Origin of the sequence: Enterobacter quasimori (assembly GCF_018597345.1) — a bacterium.
Lineage (GTDB): Bacteria > Pseudomonadota > Gammaproteobacteria > Enterobacterales > Enterobacteriaceae > Enterobacter > Enterobacter mori.
The window spans coordinates 180656-196519 of record NZ_JAHEVU010000004.1 but is presented as its reverse complement, the minus strand read 5'-3'; the positions used below and the strand labels follow the sequence as shown (position 1 = coordinate 196519).

At 56.7% G+C, this 15864-nt stretch carries 12 protein-coding genes and 1 pseudogene; 12 read left to right on the top strand and 1 reads right to left on the bottom strand.

Annotation, left to right across the window (positions count from 1 at the left end; genetic code table 11):
* Positions 1-7 precede the first annotated feature (7 nt).
* The 3 genes from dnaJ (at position 8) to nhaR (ending at position 3460) form a co-directional block, all read left to right on the top strand.
* Positions 8-1153: a molecular chaperone DnaJ gene (dnaJ, locus tag KK102_RS16520; RefSeq protein ID WP_126545142.1), complete on the top strand. Its 1146-nt coding sequence runs from the start codon at positions 8-10 to the stop codon at positions 1151-1153.
* A gap of 173 nt (positions 1154-1326) precedes the next feature.
* The gene (gene nhaA / locus KK102_RS16515) at positions 1327-2502 is read left to right on the top strand and encodes a Na+/H+ antiporter NhaA (protein WP_216358034.1); all 1176 of its coding nucleotides are present in this window, start codon (positions 1327-1329) and stop codon (positions 2500-2502) included.
* A gap of 58 nt (positions 2503-2560) precedes the next feature.
* Positions 2561-3460: a transcriptional activator NhaR gene (gene nhaR, locus KK102_RS16510; RefSeq protein ID WP_003856462.1), complete on the top strand. Its 900-nt coding sequence runs from the start codon at positions 2561-2563 to the stop codon at positions 3458-3460.
* Positions 3461-3517: 57 nt separating this feature from the next.
* Here the strand turns inward: nhaR and rpsT are convergent, their stop codons facing one another.
* Positions 3518-3781: a 30S ribosomal protein S20 gene (gene rpsT, locus KK102_RS16505; RefSeq protein ID WP_003856458.1), complete on the bottom strand. Its 264-nt coding sequence runs from the start codon at positions 3779-3781 to the stop codon at positions 3518-3520.
* A gap of 101 nt (positions 3782-3882) precedes the next feature.
* On the opposite strand from rpsT, the pseudogene KK102_RS22265 reads away from it, so the two are divergent.
* From KK102_RS22265 to carB, 9 genes and pseudogenes are all read left to right on the top strand, one after another.
* Positions 3883-4101, top strand: a pseudogene (locus tag KK102_RS22265) (DUF2575 domain-containing protein).
* 7 nt (positions 4102-4108) lie between these two features.
* A complete protein-coding gene (gene ribF / locus KK102_RS16500) occupies positions 4109-5035 on the top strand; it encodes a bifunctional riboflavin kinase/FAD synthetase (protein WP_126545140.1) in 927 nt (308 codons plus the stop codon).
* Positions 5036-5080: 45 nt separating this feature from the next.
* Positions 5081-7897 carry an isoleucine--tRNA ligase gene (gene ileS / locus KK102_RS16495; protein WP_216358033.1) on the top strand — a complete coding sequence of 939 codons (2817 nt, stop codon included), beginning with the start codon at positions 5081-5083 and terminating at the stop codon, positions 7895-7897.
* Positions 7897-8397, top strand: coding sequence for a signal peptidase II (gene lspA, locus KK102_RS16490; RefSeq protein WP_048975056.1), 501 nt, complete (start codon positions 7897-7899; stop codon positions 8395-8397). The genes ileS and lspA overlap by 1 nt, the downstream gene beginning before the upstream one ends.
* Positions 8398-8514: 117 nt before the next feature.
* The gene (fkpB, locus tag KK102_RS16485; RefSeq protein ID WP_003856450.1) at positions 8515-8964 is read left to right on the top strand and encodes an FKBP-type peptidyl-prolyl cis-trans isomerase; all 450 of its coding nucleotides are present in this window, start codon (positions 8515-8517) and stop codon (positions 8962-8964) included.
* A gap of 1 nt (position 8965) precedes the next feature.
* The gene (gene ispH / locus KK102_RS16480) at positions 8966-9916 is read left to right on the top strand and encodes a 4-hydroxy-3-methylbut-2-enyl diphosphate reductase (protein ID WP_045415580.1); all 951 of its coding nucleotides are present in this window, start codon (positions 8966-8968) and stop codon (positions 9914-9916) included.
* 205 nt (positions 9917-10121) lie between these two features.
* Positions 10122-10943 carry a 4-hydroxy-tetrahydrodipicolinate reductase gene (gene dapB / locus KK102_RS16475; protein ID WP_126545138.1) on the top strand — a complete coding sequence of 274 codons (822 nt, stop codon included), beginning with the start codon at positions 10122-10124 and terminating at the stop codon, positions 10941-10943.
* A 454-nt stretch (positions 10944-11397) separates the two neighbouring features.
* Positions 11398-12546, top strand: a complete 1149-nt coding sequence (gene carA / locus KK102_RS16470; RefSeq protein WP_024907427.1) for a glutamine-hydrolyzing carbamoyl-phosphate synthase small subunit — start codon at positions 11398-11400, stop codon at positions 12544-12546.
* Between the two features lie 18 nt (positions 12547-12564).
* Complete coding sequence (carB, locus tag KK102_RS16465; protein WP_126545137.1) at positions 12565-15789, top strand: carbamoyl-phosphate synthase large subunit; 3225 nt, start codon at positions 12565-12567, stop codon at positions 15787-15789.
* Positions 15790-15864: the final 75 nt, after the last annotated feature.

The window sequence follows — 15864 nt, the reverse complement described above, 5'->3', positions numbered from 1 at the left end:
AAAAAAGATGGCTAAGCAAGACTATTACGAGATTTTAGGCGTTTCCAAAACAGCGGAAGAGCGTGAAATCAAAAAGGCGTATAAGCGCCTGGCCATGAAATTCCACCCGGACCGTAACCAGGGTGATAAAGAGGCTGAAGCCAAATTTAAAGAGATCAAAGAAGCCTACGAAGTCCTGACCGATGCACAAAAACGTGCGGCCTATGACCAGTACGGTCACGCAGCCTTTGAACAGGGCGGCATGGGCGGCGGTGGATTCGGTGGCGGCGGCTTTGGCGGTGGCGCTGATTTCAGCGATATCTTTGGCGATGTATTCGGCGACATCTTCGGCGGTGGGCGTGGTCGTCAGCGCGCGGCGCGCGGCGCGGACCTGCGCTATAACATGGATCTGACGCTGGAAGAGGCCGTTCGCGGCGTCACCAAAGAGATCCGCATCCCGACGCTGGAAGAGTGTGACGTGTGCCACGGCAGCGGCGCGAAAGCGGGTACGCAGCCACAGACCTGTCCAACCTGTCACGGTTCCGGTCAGGTGCAGATGCGCCAGGGCTTCTTCGCGGTACAGCAGGCCTGTCCGCACTGTCACGGTCGCGGTACGCTGATTAAAGATCCGTGCACCAAATGCCACGGCCACGGTCGCGTTGAGAAAACGAAAACCCTGTCCGTTAAAATCCCGGCTGGCGTCGATACGGGCGACCGCATCCGTCTGGCGGGCGAAGGTGAAGCAGGTGAACACGGCGCACCGGCAGGCGATCTGTACGTTCAGGTACAGGTGAAGCAGCACGCGATTTTCGAGCGCGAAGGGAATAACCTGTACTGCGAAGTGCCGATCAACTTCGCGATGGCGGCACTGGGCGGTGAAATCGAAGTACCGACGCTGGATGGTCGCGTCAATCTGAAGATCCCGGGCGAGACCCAGACCGGTAAGCTGTTCCGCATGCGCGGGAAAGGCGTTAAGTCCGTTCGCGGCGGTGCGCAGGGCGACCTGCTGTGCCGCGTCGTCGTGGAAACGCCGGTTGGCCTGAACGATAAGCAGAAACAGCTGCTGAAAGAGTTGCAGGAGAGCTTTGGTGGTCCGACGGGAGAGAAAAACAGCCCGCGCTCCAAAAGCTTCTTCGATGGCGTCAAAAAATTCTTCGATGATTTAACGCGCTAATCCGTTAGCTGTTAAGTGTCCTTAAAAAGCCCGGAAGCGATTCCGGGCTTTTTTTATTTGAAGGTATAGCTCGGTAAAACTGAATCTATACTCAATATTAATCTGTTTTTGCCGAGTTGTTTGGCTTGGTATTATGGTTTTATCGAGGTATTGTTGTAAAAGAGAGAACTTAAATGAAATTACTACACCGTTTCTTTAGCAGTGAAGCGTCCGGTGGTGTGATCCTGATTATTGCTGCAGCCGCCGCGATGGTGTTGGCGAACGTAGGATTAACGCGCGATCTCTACCATGCATTTCTGGAAACGCCCGTTGAGCTGAAGGTCGGGGCGCTGGAAATCAACAAGAACATGCTGCTGTGGATCAACGATGCGCTGATGGCGGTGTTTTTCCTGCTGGTGGGGCTTGAGGTCAAGCGTGAACTGGTGTTGGGCTCGCTTGCCAGCCGCCAGCGTGCCGTATTCCCGGTGATTGCTGCGCTCGGTGGAATGGTCGTTCCGGCTCTGCTCTTCCTGGCCTTCACCTGGCAGGATCCGATGGCGCGCCATGGCTGGGCTATTCCGGCCGCGACGGATATCGCCTTTGCCCTCGGGGTATTAGCCCTGCTGGGGAGCCGCGTGCCGGTGGCGCTAAAAATCTTCCTGATGGCGCTGGCGATCATCGATGACCTGGGCGCTATCGTTATTATCGCGCTGTTCTATACCAGCGATCTGTCAATCCTGTCGCTGAGCGTGGCCGCAGGGGCGATTGCGGTGCTGGCATTACTCAACATTTTCAATGTTCGCCGCATCGGCATTTATATCCTGGTAGGTATGGTGCTCTGGACGGCGGTGCTGAAATCGGGCGTGCACGCCACGCTGGCGGGCGTAATTGTGGGCTTCCTTGTGCCGCTTAAGCCTCAGGACGGCAAATCTCCGGCAAAGCAGCTGGAGCATGTTCTGCACCCGTGGGTGGCCTTTATGATCCTGCCGCTGTTTGCGTTTGCCAACGCGGGCGTTTCCCTCGGTGGCGTGACGCTGGACGGGCTGACGTCCGTGCTGCCGCTGGGCATCATCGCAGGCTTGTTTATCGGTAAGCCATTGGGCATTAGCCTCTTCTGCTGGCTGGCGATTAAGCTGAAGCTGGCGTCTTTGCCGAACGGCACCACGTTTAAGCAGATTATGGCCGTGGGTGTGCTCTGCGGAATCGGGTTTACCATGTCGATCTTTATCTCGACGCTGGCGTTTGGGGCGCATGCGCCTGAGCTTATCGTCTGGGCAAAACTCGGCATTCTCATCGGGTCATTACTGGCTGCAGTCATCGGTTATGCCTTGCTGAAGGCGAAATTGCCCGGACAGGCCGTCCGGGCATAACGGAACACCGGGAGGAGGGGCTCCTTCTCCCGATACACACTCAGGGAGAGAACACGCAATGTCTCATTTAAATTACAACCATCTGTACTACTTCTGGCACGTCTATAAACAGGGCTCGGTGGTGGGGGCTGCGGAGGCGCTCTACCTGACGCCGCAGACCATCACCGGGCAAATCAAGGCGCTTGAAGAGCGCCTGCAGGGCAAGCTGTTCAAGCGTAAGGGGCGTGGGATTGAACCCAGCGAGCTGGGCGAGCTGGTGTTCCGCTATGCGGACAAAATGTTCACCCTGAGCCAGGAGATGCTGGATATCGTCAACTACCGCAAAGAGTCGAACCTGCTCTTCGACGTGGGCGTGGCGGATGCGCTATCAAAACGGCTGGTGAGCGGCGTGCTGGATGCCGCCGTGGTCGAAGATGAGCAAATCCACCTGCGCTGCTTTGAGTCCACCCACGAGATGCTGCTGGAACAGCTTAGCCAGCACAAGCTGGATATGATTATTTCGGACTGCCCGATTGACTCTACCCAGCAGGAAGGTTTGTTCTCGGTGAAAATTGGCGAATGCGGCGTCAGCTTCTGGTGCATTAACCCGCCGCCGGAAAAACCCTTCCCCGCGTGCCTGGAAGAGCGTCGCCTGCTGGTGCCGGGAAGGCGCTCCATGCTCGGACGCAAGCTGCTGAACTGGTTTAACTCGCAGGGGCTGAACGTGGAGATCCTCGGTGAGTTCGACGATGCGGCGCTGATGAAAGCCTTTGGCGAAGCGCATAACGCGATCTTCGTTGCGCCGACGCTGTACGCGCACGATCTCTATTCGGACGATAAGATTACGGAGATTGGCAGGGTAGATAACGTGATGGAGGAGTATCACGCCATATTTGCCGAAAGAATGATTCAGCACCCGGCGGTACAGCGGATCTGTAACCGCGACTACTCGGCGCTGTTTACGCCACCGGCAATCTGAAGGCATAAAAAAACCCGCGTTAAGCGGGTTCTTTAAACAAGCAACAACAAGTAGCGATTAAGCCAGTTTGTTGATCTGCGCGGTCAGGTTTGCTTTATGACGCGCTGCTTTGTTTTTGTGGATCAGACCTTTAGCAGCCTGACGATCCACGATTGGTTGCATTTCGTTAAATGCGTTCTGCGCAGCAGCTTTGTCGCCAGCTTCGATAGCTGCGTATACTTTCTTGATGAAAGTACGCATCATAGAGCGACGGCTTGCGTTGTGCTTACGAGCCTTTTCAGACTGAACGGCACGTTTCTTAGCTGATTTGATATTAGCCAAGTCCAACTCCCAAATATGATCTATGTGGACAATTCAAAGGCCGAGGAATATGCCCTCTTTGCCTTCTTTTGTCAATGGATTTGTGCAAATAAGCGCCGTTAATTAGCGACGCTACGTTACGTAGTGATGGCGCAGGATTCTACCAGCTTGTCTTCCCTGAATACAGCCTTTCGGCATAAAAATCGCAGTTCACGAGCAGATTTTTTCGCTGCGAAAGGTCAGCCTGATGAAATCATTACGGCTTTCTGTTTTGCCTGAACAATCGCCGGTTAACCTTAACCGCTGTACAAGGTATACTTTGGCGATTTTCACTGTTTTGAGCCAGACATGAAGCTGATACGCGGCATACATAATCTCAGCAAAGCCCCGCATGGGTGCGTGCTGACCATTGGTAATTTCGACGGCGTGCATCGTGGTCATCAGGCGCTGCTGCAGGGATTGCGTAAAGAAGGGGAGGCCCGTGGCCTGCCCGTTGTGGTGATGATTTTTGAGCCGCAGCCCCTTGAGCTGTTTGCGGGCGAAAAATCTCCCGCCCGTCTGACCCGCCTGCGCGAGAAATTACGCTATCTGGCAGAGTCCGGCGTGGACTACGTATTGTGCGTGCGTTTCGATCGCCGCTTTGCCGCGCTGACAGCACAAACGTTTGTCAGCGACCTGCTGGTGAAGCGTCTTGGGGTGCAGTTTCTTGCCGTGGGCGATGATTTCCGCTTTGGCGCTGGTCGTCAGGGCGATTTCTTGCTATTACAGAAGGCTGGTCTGGAGTACGGGTTTGACGTCACCAGCGCAATGACCTTCTGTGAAGGCGGCGTGCGCGTCAGCAGCACGGCGGTCCGCCAGGCGCTGGCCAATGATGAACTGGACACCGCAGAAACCCTGCTGGGGCATCCGTTCACCATCTCTGGCCGCGTGGTCCATGGCGATGCGCTGGGCCGCACGATAGGTTTCCCGACGGCGAATATACCGCTGCGTCGTCAGGTTTCCCCGGTTAAAGGGGTCTATGCGGTAGAAGTGGCAGGACTGGGCGATAAGCCGTTTTACGGCGTCGCCAATATTGGCACGCGTCCGACCGTCGCCGGTGTGCGTCAACAGCTGGAAGTGCACCTGCTGGACGTTGTAATGGACCTGTATGGTCGCCATATAGATGTGATACTGCGTAAAAAAATACGCAACGAGCAGCGATTTGGTTCGCTGGATGAACTCAAAGCGCAAATTGCGCGAGATGAATTGACGGCCCGCGAGTTTTTTGGGCTTTGAACCCGGCTTAACTGCCTACGTGATAAATACGGAACCGAGAATCTGATGAGTGACTATAAATCAACCCTGAATTTGCCGGAAACAGGGTTCCCGATGCGCGGCGATCTCGCCAAGCGTGAACCGGGAATGCTGGCGCGTTGGACCGATGATGACCTGTACGGCATCATTCGTGCAGCCAAAAAAGGCAAAAAAACCTTCATTCTGCATGATGGCCCTCCCTATGCGAATGGCAGCATTCATATTGGTCACTCGGTTAACAAGATTCTGAAAGACATTATCGTGAAGTCCAAAGGCCTCGCGGGATATGACTCGCCTTACGTTCCGGGCTGGGACTGCCACGGTCTGCCAATCGAGCTGAAGGTCGAGCAAGAGTATGGCAAGCCGGGTGAGAAGTTCACCGCCGCCGAGTTCCGTGCGAAGTGCCGCGAATACGCAGCCACGCAGGTTGACGGTCAGCGCGCTGACTTCATCCGTCTGGGCGTACTGGGCGACTGGTCGCATCCGTACCTGACCATGGACTTCAAAACTGAAGCCAACATTATTCGTGCGCTGGGCAAAATCATCGGTAACGGCCACCTGCACAAAGGCGCTAAGCCGGTGCACTGGTGCGTGGACTGCCGCTCTGCGCTGGCAGAAGCGGAAGTCGAGTATTACGACAAAACCTCTCCGTCTATCGACGTGGCCTTCCACGCGGTGGATCAGGATGCGGTGAAAGCCAAATTTGGCGTCGCCTCGGTAAACGGCCCGATCTCTCTGGTGATCTGGACCACCACCCCGTGGACCCTGCCAGCCAACCGTGCGATCTCCCTGTCCGGTGAGTTCGAATACGCGCTGGTTCAGGTTGAAGGTCAGGCGGTTATCCTGGCGAAAGATCTGGTTGAGAGCGTGCTGAAGCGCGCGCATATCACCGACTACACCGTGCTGGGCACCGTGAAAGGGGACGCGCTGGAGCTGATGCGCTTCAAGCACCCGTTCCTGGACTTCGACGTTCCGGCGATTCTGGGCGACCACGTGACGCTGGAAGCGGGTACCGGTGCGGTGCATACCGCCGGTGGCCACGGTCCTGACGACTACAACATCAGCCTCAAGTACGGTCTGGAAATCGCTAACCCGGTCGGCCCGGACGGATCTTACCTGCCTGGCACCTACCCGGCGCTGGACGGCATCAACGTCTTCAAAGCGAACGACATCATCGTCGACATGCTGCGTACCAGCGGCGCGCTGCTGCACGTTGAAAAAATGCAGCACAGCTATCCGTGCTGCTGGCGTCACAAGACCCCGATCATCTTCCGTGCGACCCCGCAGTGGTTCGTCAGCATGGATCAGAAGGGCCTGCGCGAGCAGTCTCTGAAAGAGATCAAAGGCGTGCAGTGGATCCCGGACTGGGGCCAGGCGCGTATCGAATCCATGGTGGCTAACCGTCCTGACTGGTGTATCTCCCGTCAGCGTACCTGGGGCGTCCCGATGTCTCTGTTCGTGCATAAAGAGACGCAGGAGCTGCACCCGAACACGCTGGAACTGATGGAAGAAGTGGCGAAGCGCGTTGAAGTTGACGGCATTCAGGCGTGGTGGGATCTCGACGCCCGCGACATCCTGGGCGCAGACGCTGACAGCTACGAGAAAGTGCCGGATACCCTGGACGTGTGGTTTGACTCCGGATCGACCCACTCTTCCGTGGTTGACGTGCGTCCGGAGTTTGCCGGCCACGCTGCCGACATGTATCTGGAAGGCTCTGACCAACACCGCGGCTGGTTCATGTCATCCCTGATGATCTCCACCGCCATGAAGGGTAAAGCGCCTTACCGTCAGGTACTGACTCACGGCTTCACCGTGGATGGTCAGGGCCGTAAGATGTCCAAATCTATCGGTAACACCGTTTCTCCTCAGGATGTGATGAACAAGCTGGGCGCAGACATTCTGCGTCTGTGGGTGGCGTCGACCGACTACACCGGCGAAATGGCTGTATCTGACGAGATCCTGAAACGTGCTGCCGACAGCTATCGTCGTATCCGTAACACCGCGCGTTTCCTGCTGGCGAACCTGAACGGGTTCGATCCGGCAAAAGACATGGTGAAACCGGAAGAGATGGTCGTGCTGGACCGCTGGGCGGTAGGCTGCGCGAAAGCGGCGCAGGAAGATATCCTGAAGGCCTATGAGTCTTATGACTTCCACGAAGTGGTGCAGCGCCTGATGCGCTTCTGCTCCATCGAGATGGGCTCGTTCTACCTCGACATCATCAAAGACCGCCAGTACACCGCGAAAGCGGACAGCGTCGCGCGTCGTAGCTGCCAAACCGCGCTGTTCCATATCGCAGAAGCGCTGGTACGCTGGATGGCGCCGATCATGTCCTTCACCGCGGATGAAATCTGGGGCTACCTGCCGGGCGACCGTGAGAAGTATGTCTTCACCGGTGAGTGGTACGAAGGCCTGTTCGATCTCTCCAGCACCGAAGCGATGAACGACGCCTTCTGGGACGAGCTGCTGAAAGTGCGTGGCGAAGTGAACAAGGTTATCGAGCAGGCGCGCGCTGACAAGAAAGTCGGTGGCTCTCTGGAAGCCGCGGTGACCCTGTACGCGGAACCGGAGCTGGCGGCCAAACTGACCGCGCTGGGCGATGAATTACGATTTGTCCTGTTGACCTCCGGTGCGAAAGTTGCGGATTATGCCGAGGCTTCTGCTGATGCTCAGCAGAGCGAACTGCTCAAAGGACTGAAAGTCGCGCTGAGCAAAGCCGACGGTGAGAAATGCCCGCGTTGCTGGCATTACACCACCGATGTCGGTCAGGTGGCGGAACACGCAGACATCTGCGGACGCTGTGTAAGCAACGTCGCCGGTGACGGCGAAAAACGTAAGTTTGCCTGATGAGTAAAACTCTTTGTTCAACAGGACTGCGCTGGCTGTGGCTGGTTGTGGTGGTGCTGATTATCGATCTGGGAAGCAAGTTCCTGATCCTCCAGAATTTTGCTCTGGGGGATACGGTCCCGCTGTTCCCGTCGCTTAACCTGCACTACGCCCGCAACTACGGTGCGGCGTTCAGTTTCCTTGCCGACAGCGGTGGCTGGCAGCGCTGGTTCTTCGCGGGTATCGCTCTCGGTATCTGCGTGATCCTGGCGGTGCTGATGTACCGCTCGAAGGCCACGCAAAAGCTGAATAACATCGCCTACGCGCTGATCATTGGCGGCGCGCTGGGCAACCTGTTTGACCGCCTGTGGCACGGCTTTGTGGTCGATATGATCGACTTCTACGTCGGCGACTGGCACTTCGCGACCTTTAACCTGGCCGATACGGCAATTTGTATCGGTGCGGCGTTAATCGTGCTGGAAGGCTTCTTGCCTAAACCGGCCGCGAAAGAGCAGGCGTAAGCATCAATGCCGGGTGGCGCTACGCTTACCCGGCCTACAGAATTTGTGGCTTCCCGTAGGCCCGGTAAGCGTAGCGCCACCGGGCAACAGGTGACCCAAAACAAGCGAGCAATTTGCATGTCTAAATCCGTACAGAGCAACAGCGCGGTTCTCGTTCACTTCACGCTGAAGCTGGATGATGGCTCCACGGCCGAATCCACCCGCAATAACGGCAAACCGGCCCTGTTTCGTCTTGGCGATACTTCCCTGTCTGAAGGTCTTGAGCAGCAGCTTCTCGGTCTGAAAGAGGGTGAGAAAAAAGCCTTTTCGCTGGAGCCGGATGCCGCGTTTGGCGTGCCAAGTCCCGATCTTATCCAGTATTTCTCGCGCCGCGAGTTCATGGACGCGGGTGAACCGGAAATCGGGGCGATTATGCTCTTTACCGCTATGGACGGCAGCGAAATGCCTGGCGTGATCCGCGAAATCAACGGCGACTCAATTACCGTTGATTTCAACCATCCGCTTGCCGGGCGTACCGTTCATTTTGATGTTGAAGTGCTGGAAATCGATCCTGCACTGGAGGCCTGAAATGCAGATCCTGTTGGCTAACCCGCGCGGCTTTTGCGCCGGTGTAGACCGCGCTATCAGCATTGTTGAAAACGCGCTGGAGATTTACGGCGCGCCGATTTATGTGCGTCACGAAGTGGTGCATAACCGCTACGTGGTCGACAGCCTGCGCGAGCGCGGCGCCATCTTTATTGAGCAGATCAGCGAAGTGCCGGACGGCGCGATCCTGATTTTCTCCGCGCACGGCGTCTCCCAGGCGGTACGTAACGAAGCGAAAAGCCGCGATCTGACCGTATTCGATGCCACCTGTCCGCTGGTGACCAAGGTGCATATGGAAGTGGCGCGCGCCAGCCGCCGCGGTGAAGAGTCGATCCTGATCGGCCACGCCGGCCACCCGGAAGTCGAGGGCACCATGGGCCAGTACAGCAACCCGGAAGGGGGAATGTATCTGGTCGAATCGCCGGAAGATGTCTTTACGCTGAACGTGAAAAACGAAGCGCGACTGTCGTTTATGACCCAGACCACGCTCTCCGTCGACGATACCTCAGACGTGATTGACGCCCTGCGTCAGCGCTTCCCGAAAATCGTCGGGCCGCGCAAGGATGACATCTGCTACGCCACCACCAATCGTCAGGAAGCGGTGCGCGCGCTGGCTGAACAGGCGGACGTGGTGCTGGTGGTCGGCTCTAAGAACTCCTCCAACTCTAACCGTCTGGCTGAACTGGCACAGCGAATGGGGAAGGCGGCGTTTCTGATTGACGATGCGACGGACATTCAGGAAGCGTGGGTTAAAGATGCGGCCTGCGTAGGCGTGACGGCCGGGGCATCCGCGCCGGACATTCTGGTACAAAACGTCATTTCTCGTCTGCAGGAGCTGGGCGGCGGCGAAGCGGTGCCGCTGGAAGGGCGCGAAGAGAACATCGTGTTTGAAGTTCCGAAAGAACTGCGAATTGATGCCCGCGAAGTGGAATAATCCCTCTTCTTATGAAAGGCCAGCACCTCCTGTGCTGGCCTTTTTTTTACCCGTTACTTTATCGTGACGACAAAATCATGTCTTTTACTGATATTTAAGTCGGTTTCACGTTAAATTCTAATTATCGGTGTTTTCAGTTGGCAGCCTCCGCGAAGGCTGGTTAATCTGAAAACGGTTTACATCATTTTAACGTAAGAGAATAACTATGCATGATGCACAGATCCGTGTCGCTATTGCGGGCGCGGGTGGACGTATGGGCCGTCAGCTGATTCAGGCGGCGCTGCAGATGGAGGGTGTGGCACTTGGCGCGGCGCTGGAGCGTGAAGGTTCATCACTACTTGGCACCGATGCGGGTGAGCTGGCGGGCGCAGGCCACACGGGCGTAACCGTGCAGAGCAGCCTGGAGGCGGTAAAAGAGGACTTCGATGTCTTCATCGATTTTACGCGCCCTGAAGGCACATTGAATCACCTGGCGTTTTGCCGTCAGAACGGTAAAGGGATGGTGATTGGCACCACCGGTTTTGACGACGCGGGTAAACAAGCCATTCAGGAGGCATCAAACGAGATTGCGATCGTCTTCGCTGCCAACTTTAGCGTGGGCGTTAACGTCATGCTGAAGCTGCTGGAGAAGGCGGCGAAAGTGATGGGCGACTATACCGACATTGAAATTGTCGAAGCGCATCACCGCTATAAGGTCGACGCGCCATCAGGCACAGCGCTGGCAATGGGCGAAGCGATTGCTTATGCAATGGATAAAGACTTAAAAGATATCGCGGTCTATTCTCGCGAAGGTCATACGGGCGAACGTGTTCCGGGAACCATTGGCTTTGCAACTGTGCGTGCAGGCGATATCGTCGGCGAACATACCGCGATGTTCGCCGATATTGGCGAACGTGTAGAGATCACACATAAGGCATCCAGCCGAATGACATTTGCAAATGGCGCCGTGCGGTCCGCGTTGTGGTTGAAAGGCAGGCGTAATGGTCTTTTTGATATGCGAGATGTGCTCGATCTCAACAATTTGTAATCATTATTACCCATCGTGATGTGGTTATTGCAGTCGTAATCTATTGATTGCATAGGGCAATAATTTATTGCCCTTTTATTTTGTCTTATTTGTGAGTGTTATTCTGTTAAAGCTTTAAAAAAATATCTTTTCTCTCTGTTTTGCGTTGCACAATTGTAAATTTTGACCATATGGTCCACTTTTTATTGCCCCACACACGAAAATCCCATTAAACTTACCGCGCAAGCGTTTCCCAGAATGATTTGCCTGATCTTTTTGCCCGTTAAATCGCATTCCAGCCGCCAGGCTCGCAAAAGAATAAACAAAATATACGTTTTGAGTTGACTTTTACCCACCAAATCCCCAGAATGCCGCCGTTTGCCAAAAATCCGCTGGCAACACATTTGCATTGATTTATGACGTGGTTGTGAATTAATATGCAAATAAAGTGAGTGAATATTCTCTGGAGGGTGTTTTGATTAAGTCAGCGCTATTGGTTCTGGAAGACGGAACCCAGTTTATCGGTCGGGCCATAGGGGCAACAGGTTCGGCGGTTGGGGAAGTCGTTTTCAATACTTCAATGACCGGTTATCAAGAAATCCTCACTGATCCTTCCTATTCTCGCCAAATCGTTACTCTTACCTATCCTCATATCGGCAATGTCGGCACCAATGCGGCTGACGAAGAATCTTCTCAGGTACATGCGCAAGGCCTGGTCATTCGCGACCTGCCGCTGATTGCCAGCAACTTCCGCAATACCGAAGACCTCTCTTCTTACCTGAAGCGCCATAACATCGTGGCGATTGCCGATATCGATACCCGTAAGTTAACGCGTCTGCTGCGCGAGAAGGGTGCACAGAACGGCTGCATCATCGCAGGTGATAACCTCGATGCGACGCTGGCGCTGGAAAAAGCGAAAGCCTTCCCGGGCCTGAACGGCATGGACCTGGCGAAAGAAGTGACTACCGCTGAAGCCTACAGCTGGACTCAGGGTAGCTGGACGCTTTCAGGCGACCTGCCGGAAGCGAAAAAAGAGAGCGAGCTGCCGTTCCACGTGGTGGCCTACGATTTCGGCGCCAAGCGCAACATCCTGCGCATGCTGGTTGACCGCGGCTGCCGCCTGACGGTGGTGCCAGCACAAACGTCTGCCGAAGACGTGCTGAAGATGAATCCGGACGGTATTTTCCTGTCCAACGGCCCTGGCGACCCTGCGCCGTGCGATTACGCTATCGCCGCCATTAAGTCCTTCCTGGAAACCGACATCCCGGTATTCGGCATCTGTCTCGGCCATCAGCTGCTGGCCCTGGCGAGCGGTGCGAACACCGTTAAGATGAAGTTCGGCCACCACGGTGGTAACCACCCGGTGAAAGACATCGATAACAACACGGTTATGATCACCGCGCAGAACCACGGCTTTGCCGTCGATGAGGCCTCAATGCCGGCTAACCTGCGCGTGACCCACAAGTCGCTGTTCGATGGCACCCTGCAGGGCATCCACCGTACAGATAAGCCAGCGTTCAGCTTCCAGGGCCACCCGGAAGCCAGCCCGGGCCCACACGACGCCGCGCCGCTGTTCGATCACTTCATCGAACTTATCGAGCAATACCGTAAGACCGCTAAATAATCAGGAGCCGAGAAGACAATGCCAAAACGTACAGACATAAAAAGCATCCTGATCCTTGGCGCTGGCCCGATCGTGATCGGCCAGGCCTGTGAATTCGACTACTCCGGCGCGCAGGCGTGTAAAGCCCTGCGCGAAGAGGGTTACCGCGTTATCCTGGTGAACTCCAACCCGGCAACCATCATGACCGACCCGGAAATGGCTGATGCGACCTACATCGAGCCGATTCACTGGGAAGTGGTGCGTAAAATCATCGAGAAAGAGCGCCCGGACGCGGTGCTGCCAACCATGGGCGGCCAGACGGCGTTGAACTGCGCGCTGGAGCTGGAGCGTCAGGGCGTGCTGGCCGAGTTCGGCGTGACCATGATTGGTGCGACCGCCGACGCGATTGATAAAGCAGAAGACCGTCGCCGCTTCGACGTGGCGATGAAGAAAATCGGCCTCGACACCGCGCGCTCCGGTATCGCACACAACATGGAAGAAGCGCTGGCCGTTGCGGCTGACGTGGGCTATCCGTGCATCATCCGTCCATCGTTCACCATGGGCGGCACCGGCGGCGGCATCGCCTACAACCGCGAAGAGTTCGAAGAGATTTGCGAACGCGGTCTGGATCTCTCCCCAACCAAAGAGCTGCTGATTGACGAATCGCTGATTGGCTGGAAAGAGTACGAGATGGAAGTGGTGCGTGATAAAAACGACAACTGCATCATCGTCTGCTCCATCGAAAACTTCGATGCGATGGGTATCCACACCGGCGACTCCATCACCGTTGCGCCAGCCCAGACCCTGACCGACAAAGAGTATCAAATCATGCGTAACGCCTCGATGGCGGTACTGCGTGAAATCGGCGTGGAAACCGGCGGTTCTAACGTGCAGTTCTCCGTTAACCCGAAAACCGGCCGTCTGATTGTTATCGAAATGAACCCGCGCGTGTCCCGTTCCTCCGCGCTGGCCTCTAAAGCGACCGGCTTCCCGATTGCGAAAGTGGCGGCGAAACTGGCGGTGGGTTACACCCTCGACGAGCTGATGAACGACATCACCGGTGGCCGCACGCCTGCGTCCTTCGAGCCGTCCATCGACTACGTTGTCACCAAAATTCCGCGCTTCAACTTCGAGAAATTTGCAGGCGCGAACGACCGTCTGACCACCCAGATGAAATCTGTCGGTGAAGTGATGGCGATTGGTCGCACGCAGCAGGAATCCCTGCAGAAAGCGCTGCGCGGCCTCGAAGTGGGCGCGACCGGCTTCGACCCGAAAGTGAGCCTGGACGACCCGGAAGCGCTGACGAAAATCCGCCGCGAGCTGAAAGACGCGGGCGCAGAGCGTATCTGGTACATCGCCGATGCCTTCCGCGCGGGGCTGTCCGTCGACGGCGTGTTCAACCTGACCAACATCGACCGCTGGTTCCTGGTGCAGATTGAAGAGCTGGTGCGTCTGGAAGAGCAGGTGGCCGAGCTGGGCATCACCGGCCTGGACGCGGACTTCCTGCGCGTGCTGAAGCGTAAAGGCTTCGCCGATGCGCGTCTGGCTAAGCTGGCGGGCGTGCGTGAAGCGGAAATCCGCAAGCTGCGCGACCAGTACGACCTGCATCCGGTTTACAAGCGCGTGGACACCTGCGCGGCAGAATTCTCGACCGACACCGCCTACATGTACTCCACCTATGAAGACGAGTGCGAAGCGAACCCGTCCGTCGACCGCGACAAGATCATGGTGCTGGGCGGCGGTCCAAACCGTATCGGCCAGGGCATTGAGTTCGACTACTGCTGCGTGCACGCCTCCCTGGCGCTGCGTGAAGACGGTTACGAGACCATCATGGTCAACTGTAACCCGGAAACCGTATCGACCGACTACGACACCTCTGACCGCCTCTACTTCGAGCCGGTTACCCTGGAAGACGTGCTGGAAATCGTGCGCATCGAGAAGCCAAAAGGCGTTATCGTGCAGTACGGCGGCCAGACCCCGCTGAAGCTGGCGCGCGCGCTGGAAGCAGCAGGCGTGCCGGTTATCGGCACCAGCCCGGACGCGATTGACCGTGCGGAAGACCGCGAGCGTTTCCAGCAGGCGGTTGACCGTCTGAAGCTGAAACAGCCGGCGAACGCCACCGTCACCGCCATTGAGATGGCCGTTGAGAAGGCGAAAGAGATTGGCTACCCGCTGGTCGTTCGTCCTTCCTACGTGCTGGGCGGCCGCGCGATGGAAATCGTTTATGACGAAGCCGACCTGCGCCGCTACTTCCAGACGGCGGTAAGCGTCTCCAACGATGCGCCAGTGCTCCTCGACCGCTTCCTCGACGACGCGGTGGAAGTGGACGTGGACGCCATCTGCGACGGCGAAATGGTGCTGATTGGCGGCATCATGGAGCACATCGAGCAGGCGGGCGTGCACTCCGGCGACTCCGCCTGTTCTCTGCCAGCCTACACGCTGAGCCAGGAGATTCAGGACGTGATGCGCCAGCAGGTGCAGAAGCTGGCCTTCGAGCTGCAGGTTCGCGGCCTGATGAACGTCCAGTTCGCGGTGAAAGACAACGAAGTCTACCTGATTGAGGTCAACCCGCGTGCGGCGCGTACCGTCCCGTTCGTCTCCAAAGCCACCGGTATTCCGCTGGCGAAAGTGGCGGCGCGCGTGATGGCGGGCCAGACGCTGGCGCAGCAGGGCGTGACCAAAGAGATCATCCCACCGTACTACTCGGTGAAAGAAGTGGTGCTGCCGTTCAACAAATTCCCGGGCGTTGACCCGCTGTTAGGGCCAGAAATGCGCTCTACCGGGGAAGTGATGGGCGTGGGCCGCACCTTCGCAGAAGCGTTCGCGAAGGCGCAGCTGGGCAGTAGCTCCACCATGAGAAAATCCGGCCGTGCACTGCTCTCCGTTCGCGAAGGCGACAAAGAGCGCGTGGTTGACCTGGCCGCCAAGCTGCTGAAACAGGGCTTCGAGCTGGATGCAACCCACGGTACGGCGATTGTGCTGGGCGAAGCAGGCATCAACCCGCGTCTGGTGAACAAGGTGCATGAAGGTCGTCCGCACATTCAGGATCGTATCAAGAATGGCGAATACACCTACATCATCAACACCACCGCAGGCCGCCAGGCGATTGAAGACTCCAAGCTGATTCGCCGCAGCGCGCTGCAGTACAAAGTGCACTACGACACCACCCTGAACGGCGGTTTTGCGACGGCCATGGCGCTGAACGCGGATGCCACCGAGAAGGTGATTTCAGTGCAGGAAATGCACGCGCAGATTAGCAAGTAAGTTCGCATGCCCGGTGCCGTTCGGCTGCCGGGCATTCTCCCCATCTTCGGAACCTTCTGGTTTTTCATCCGCATT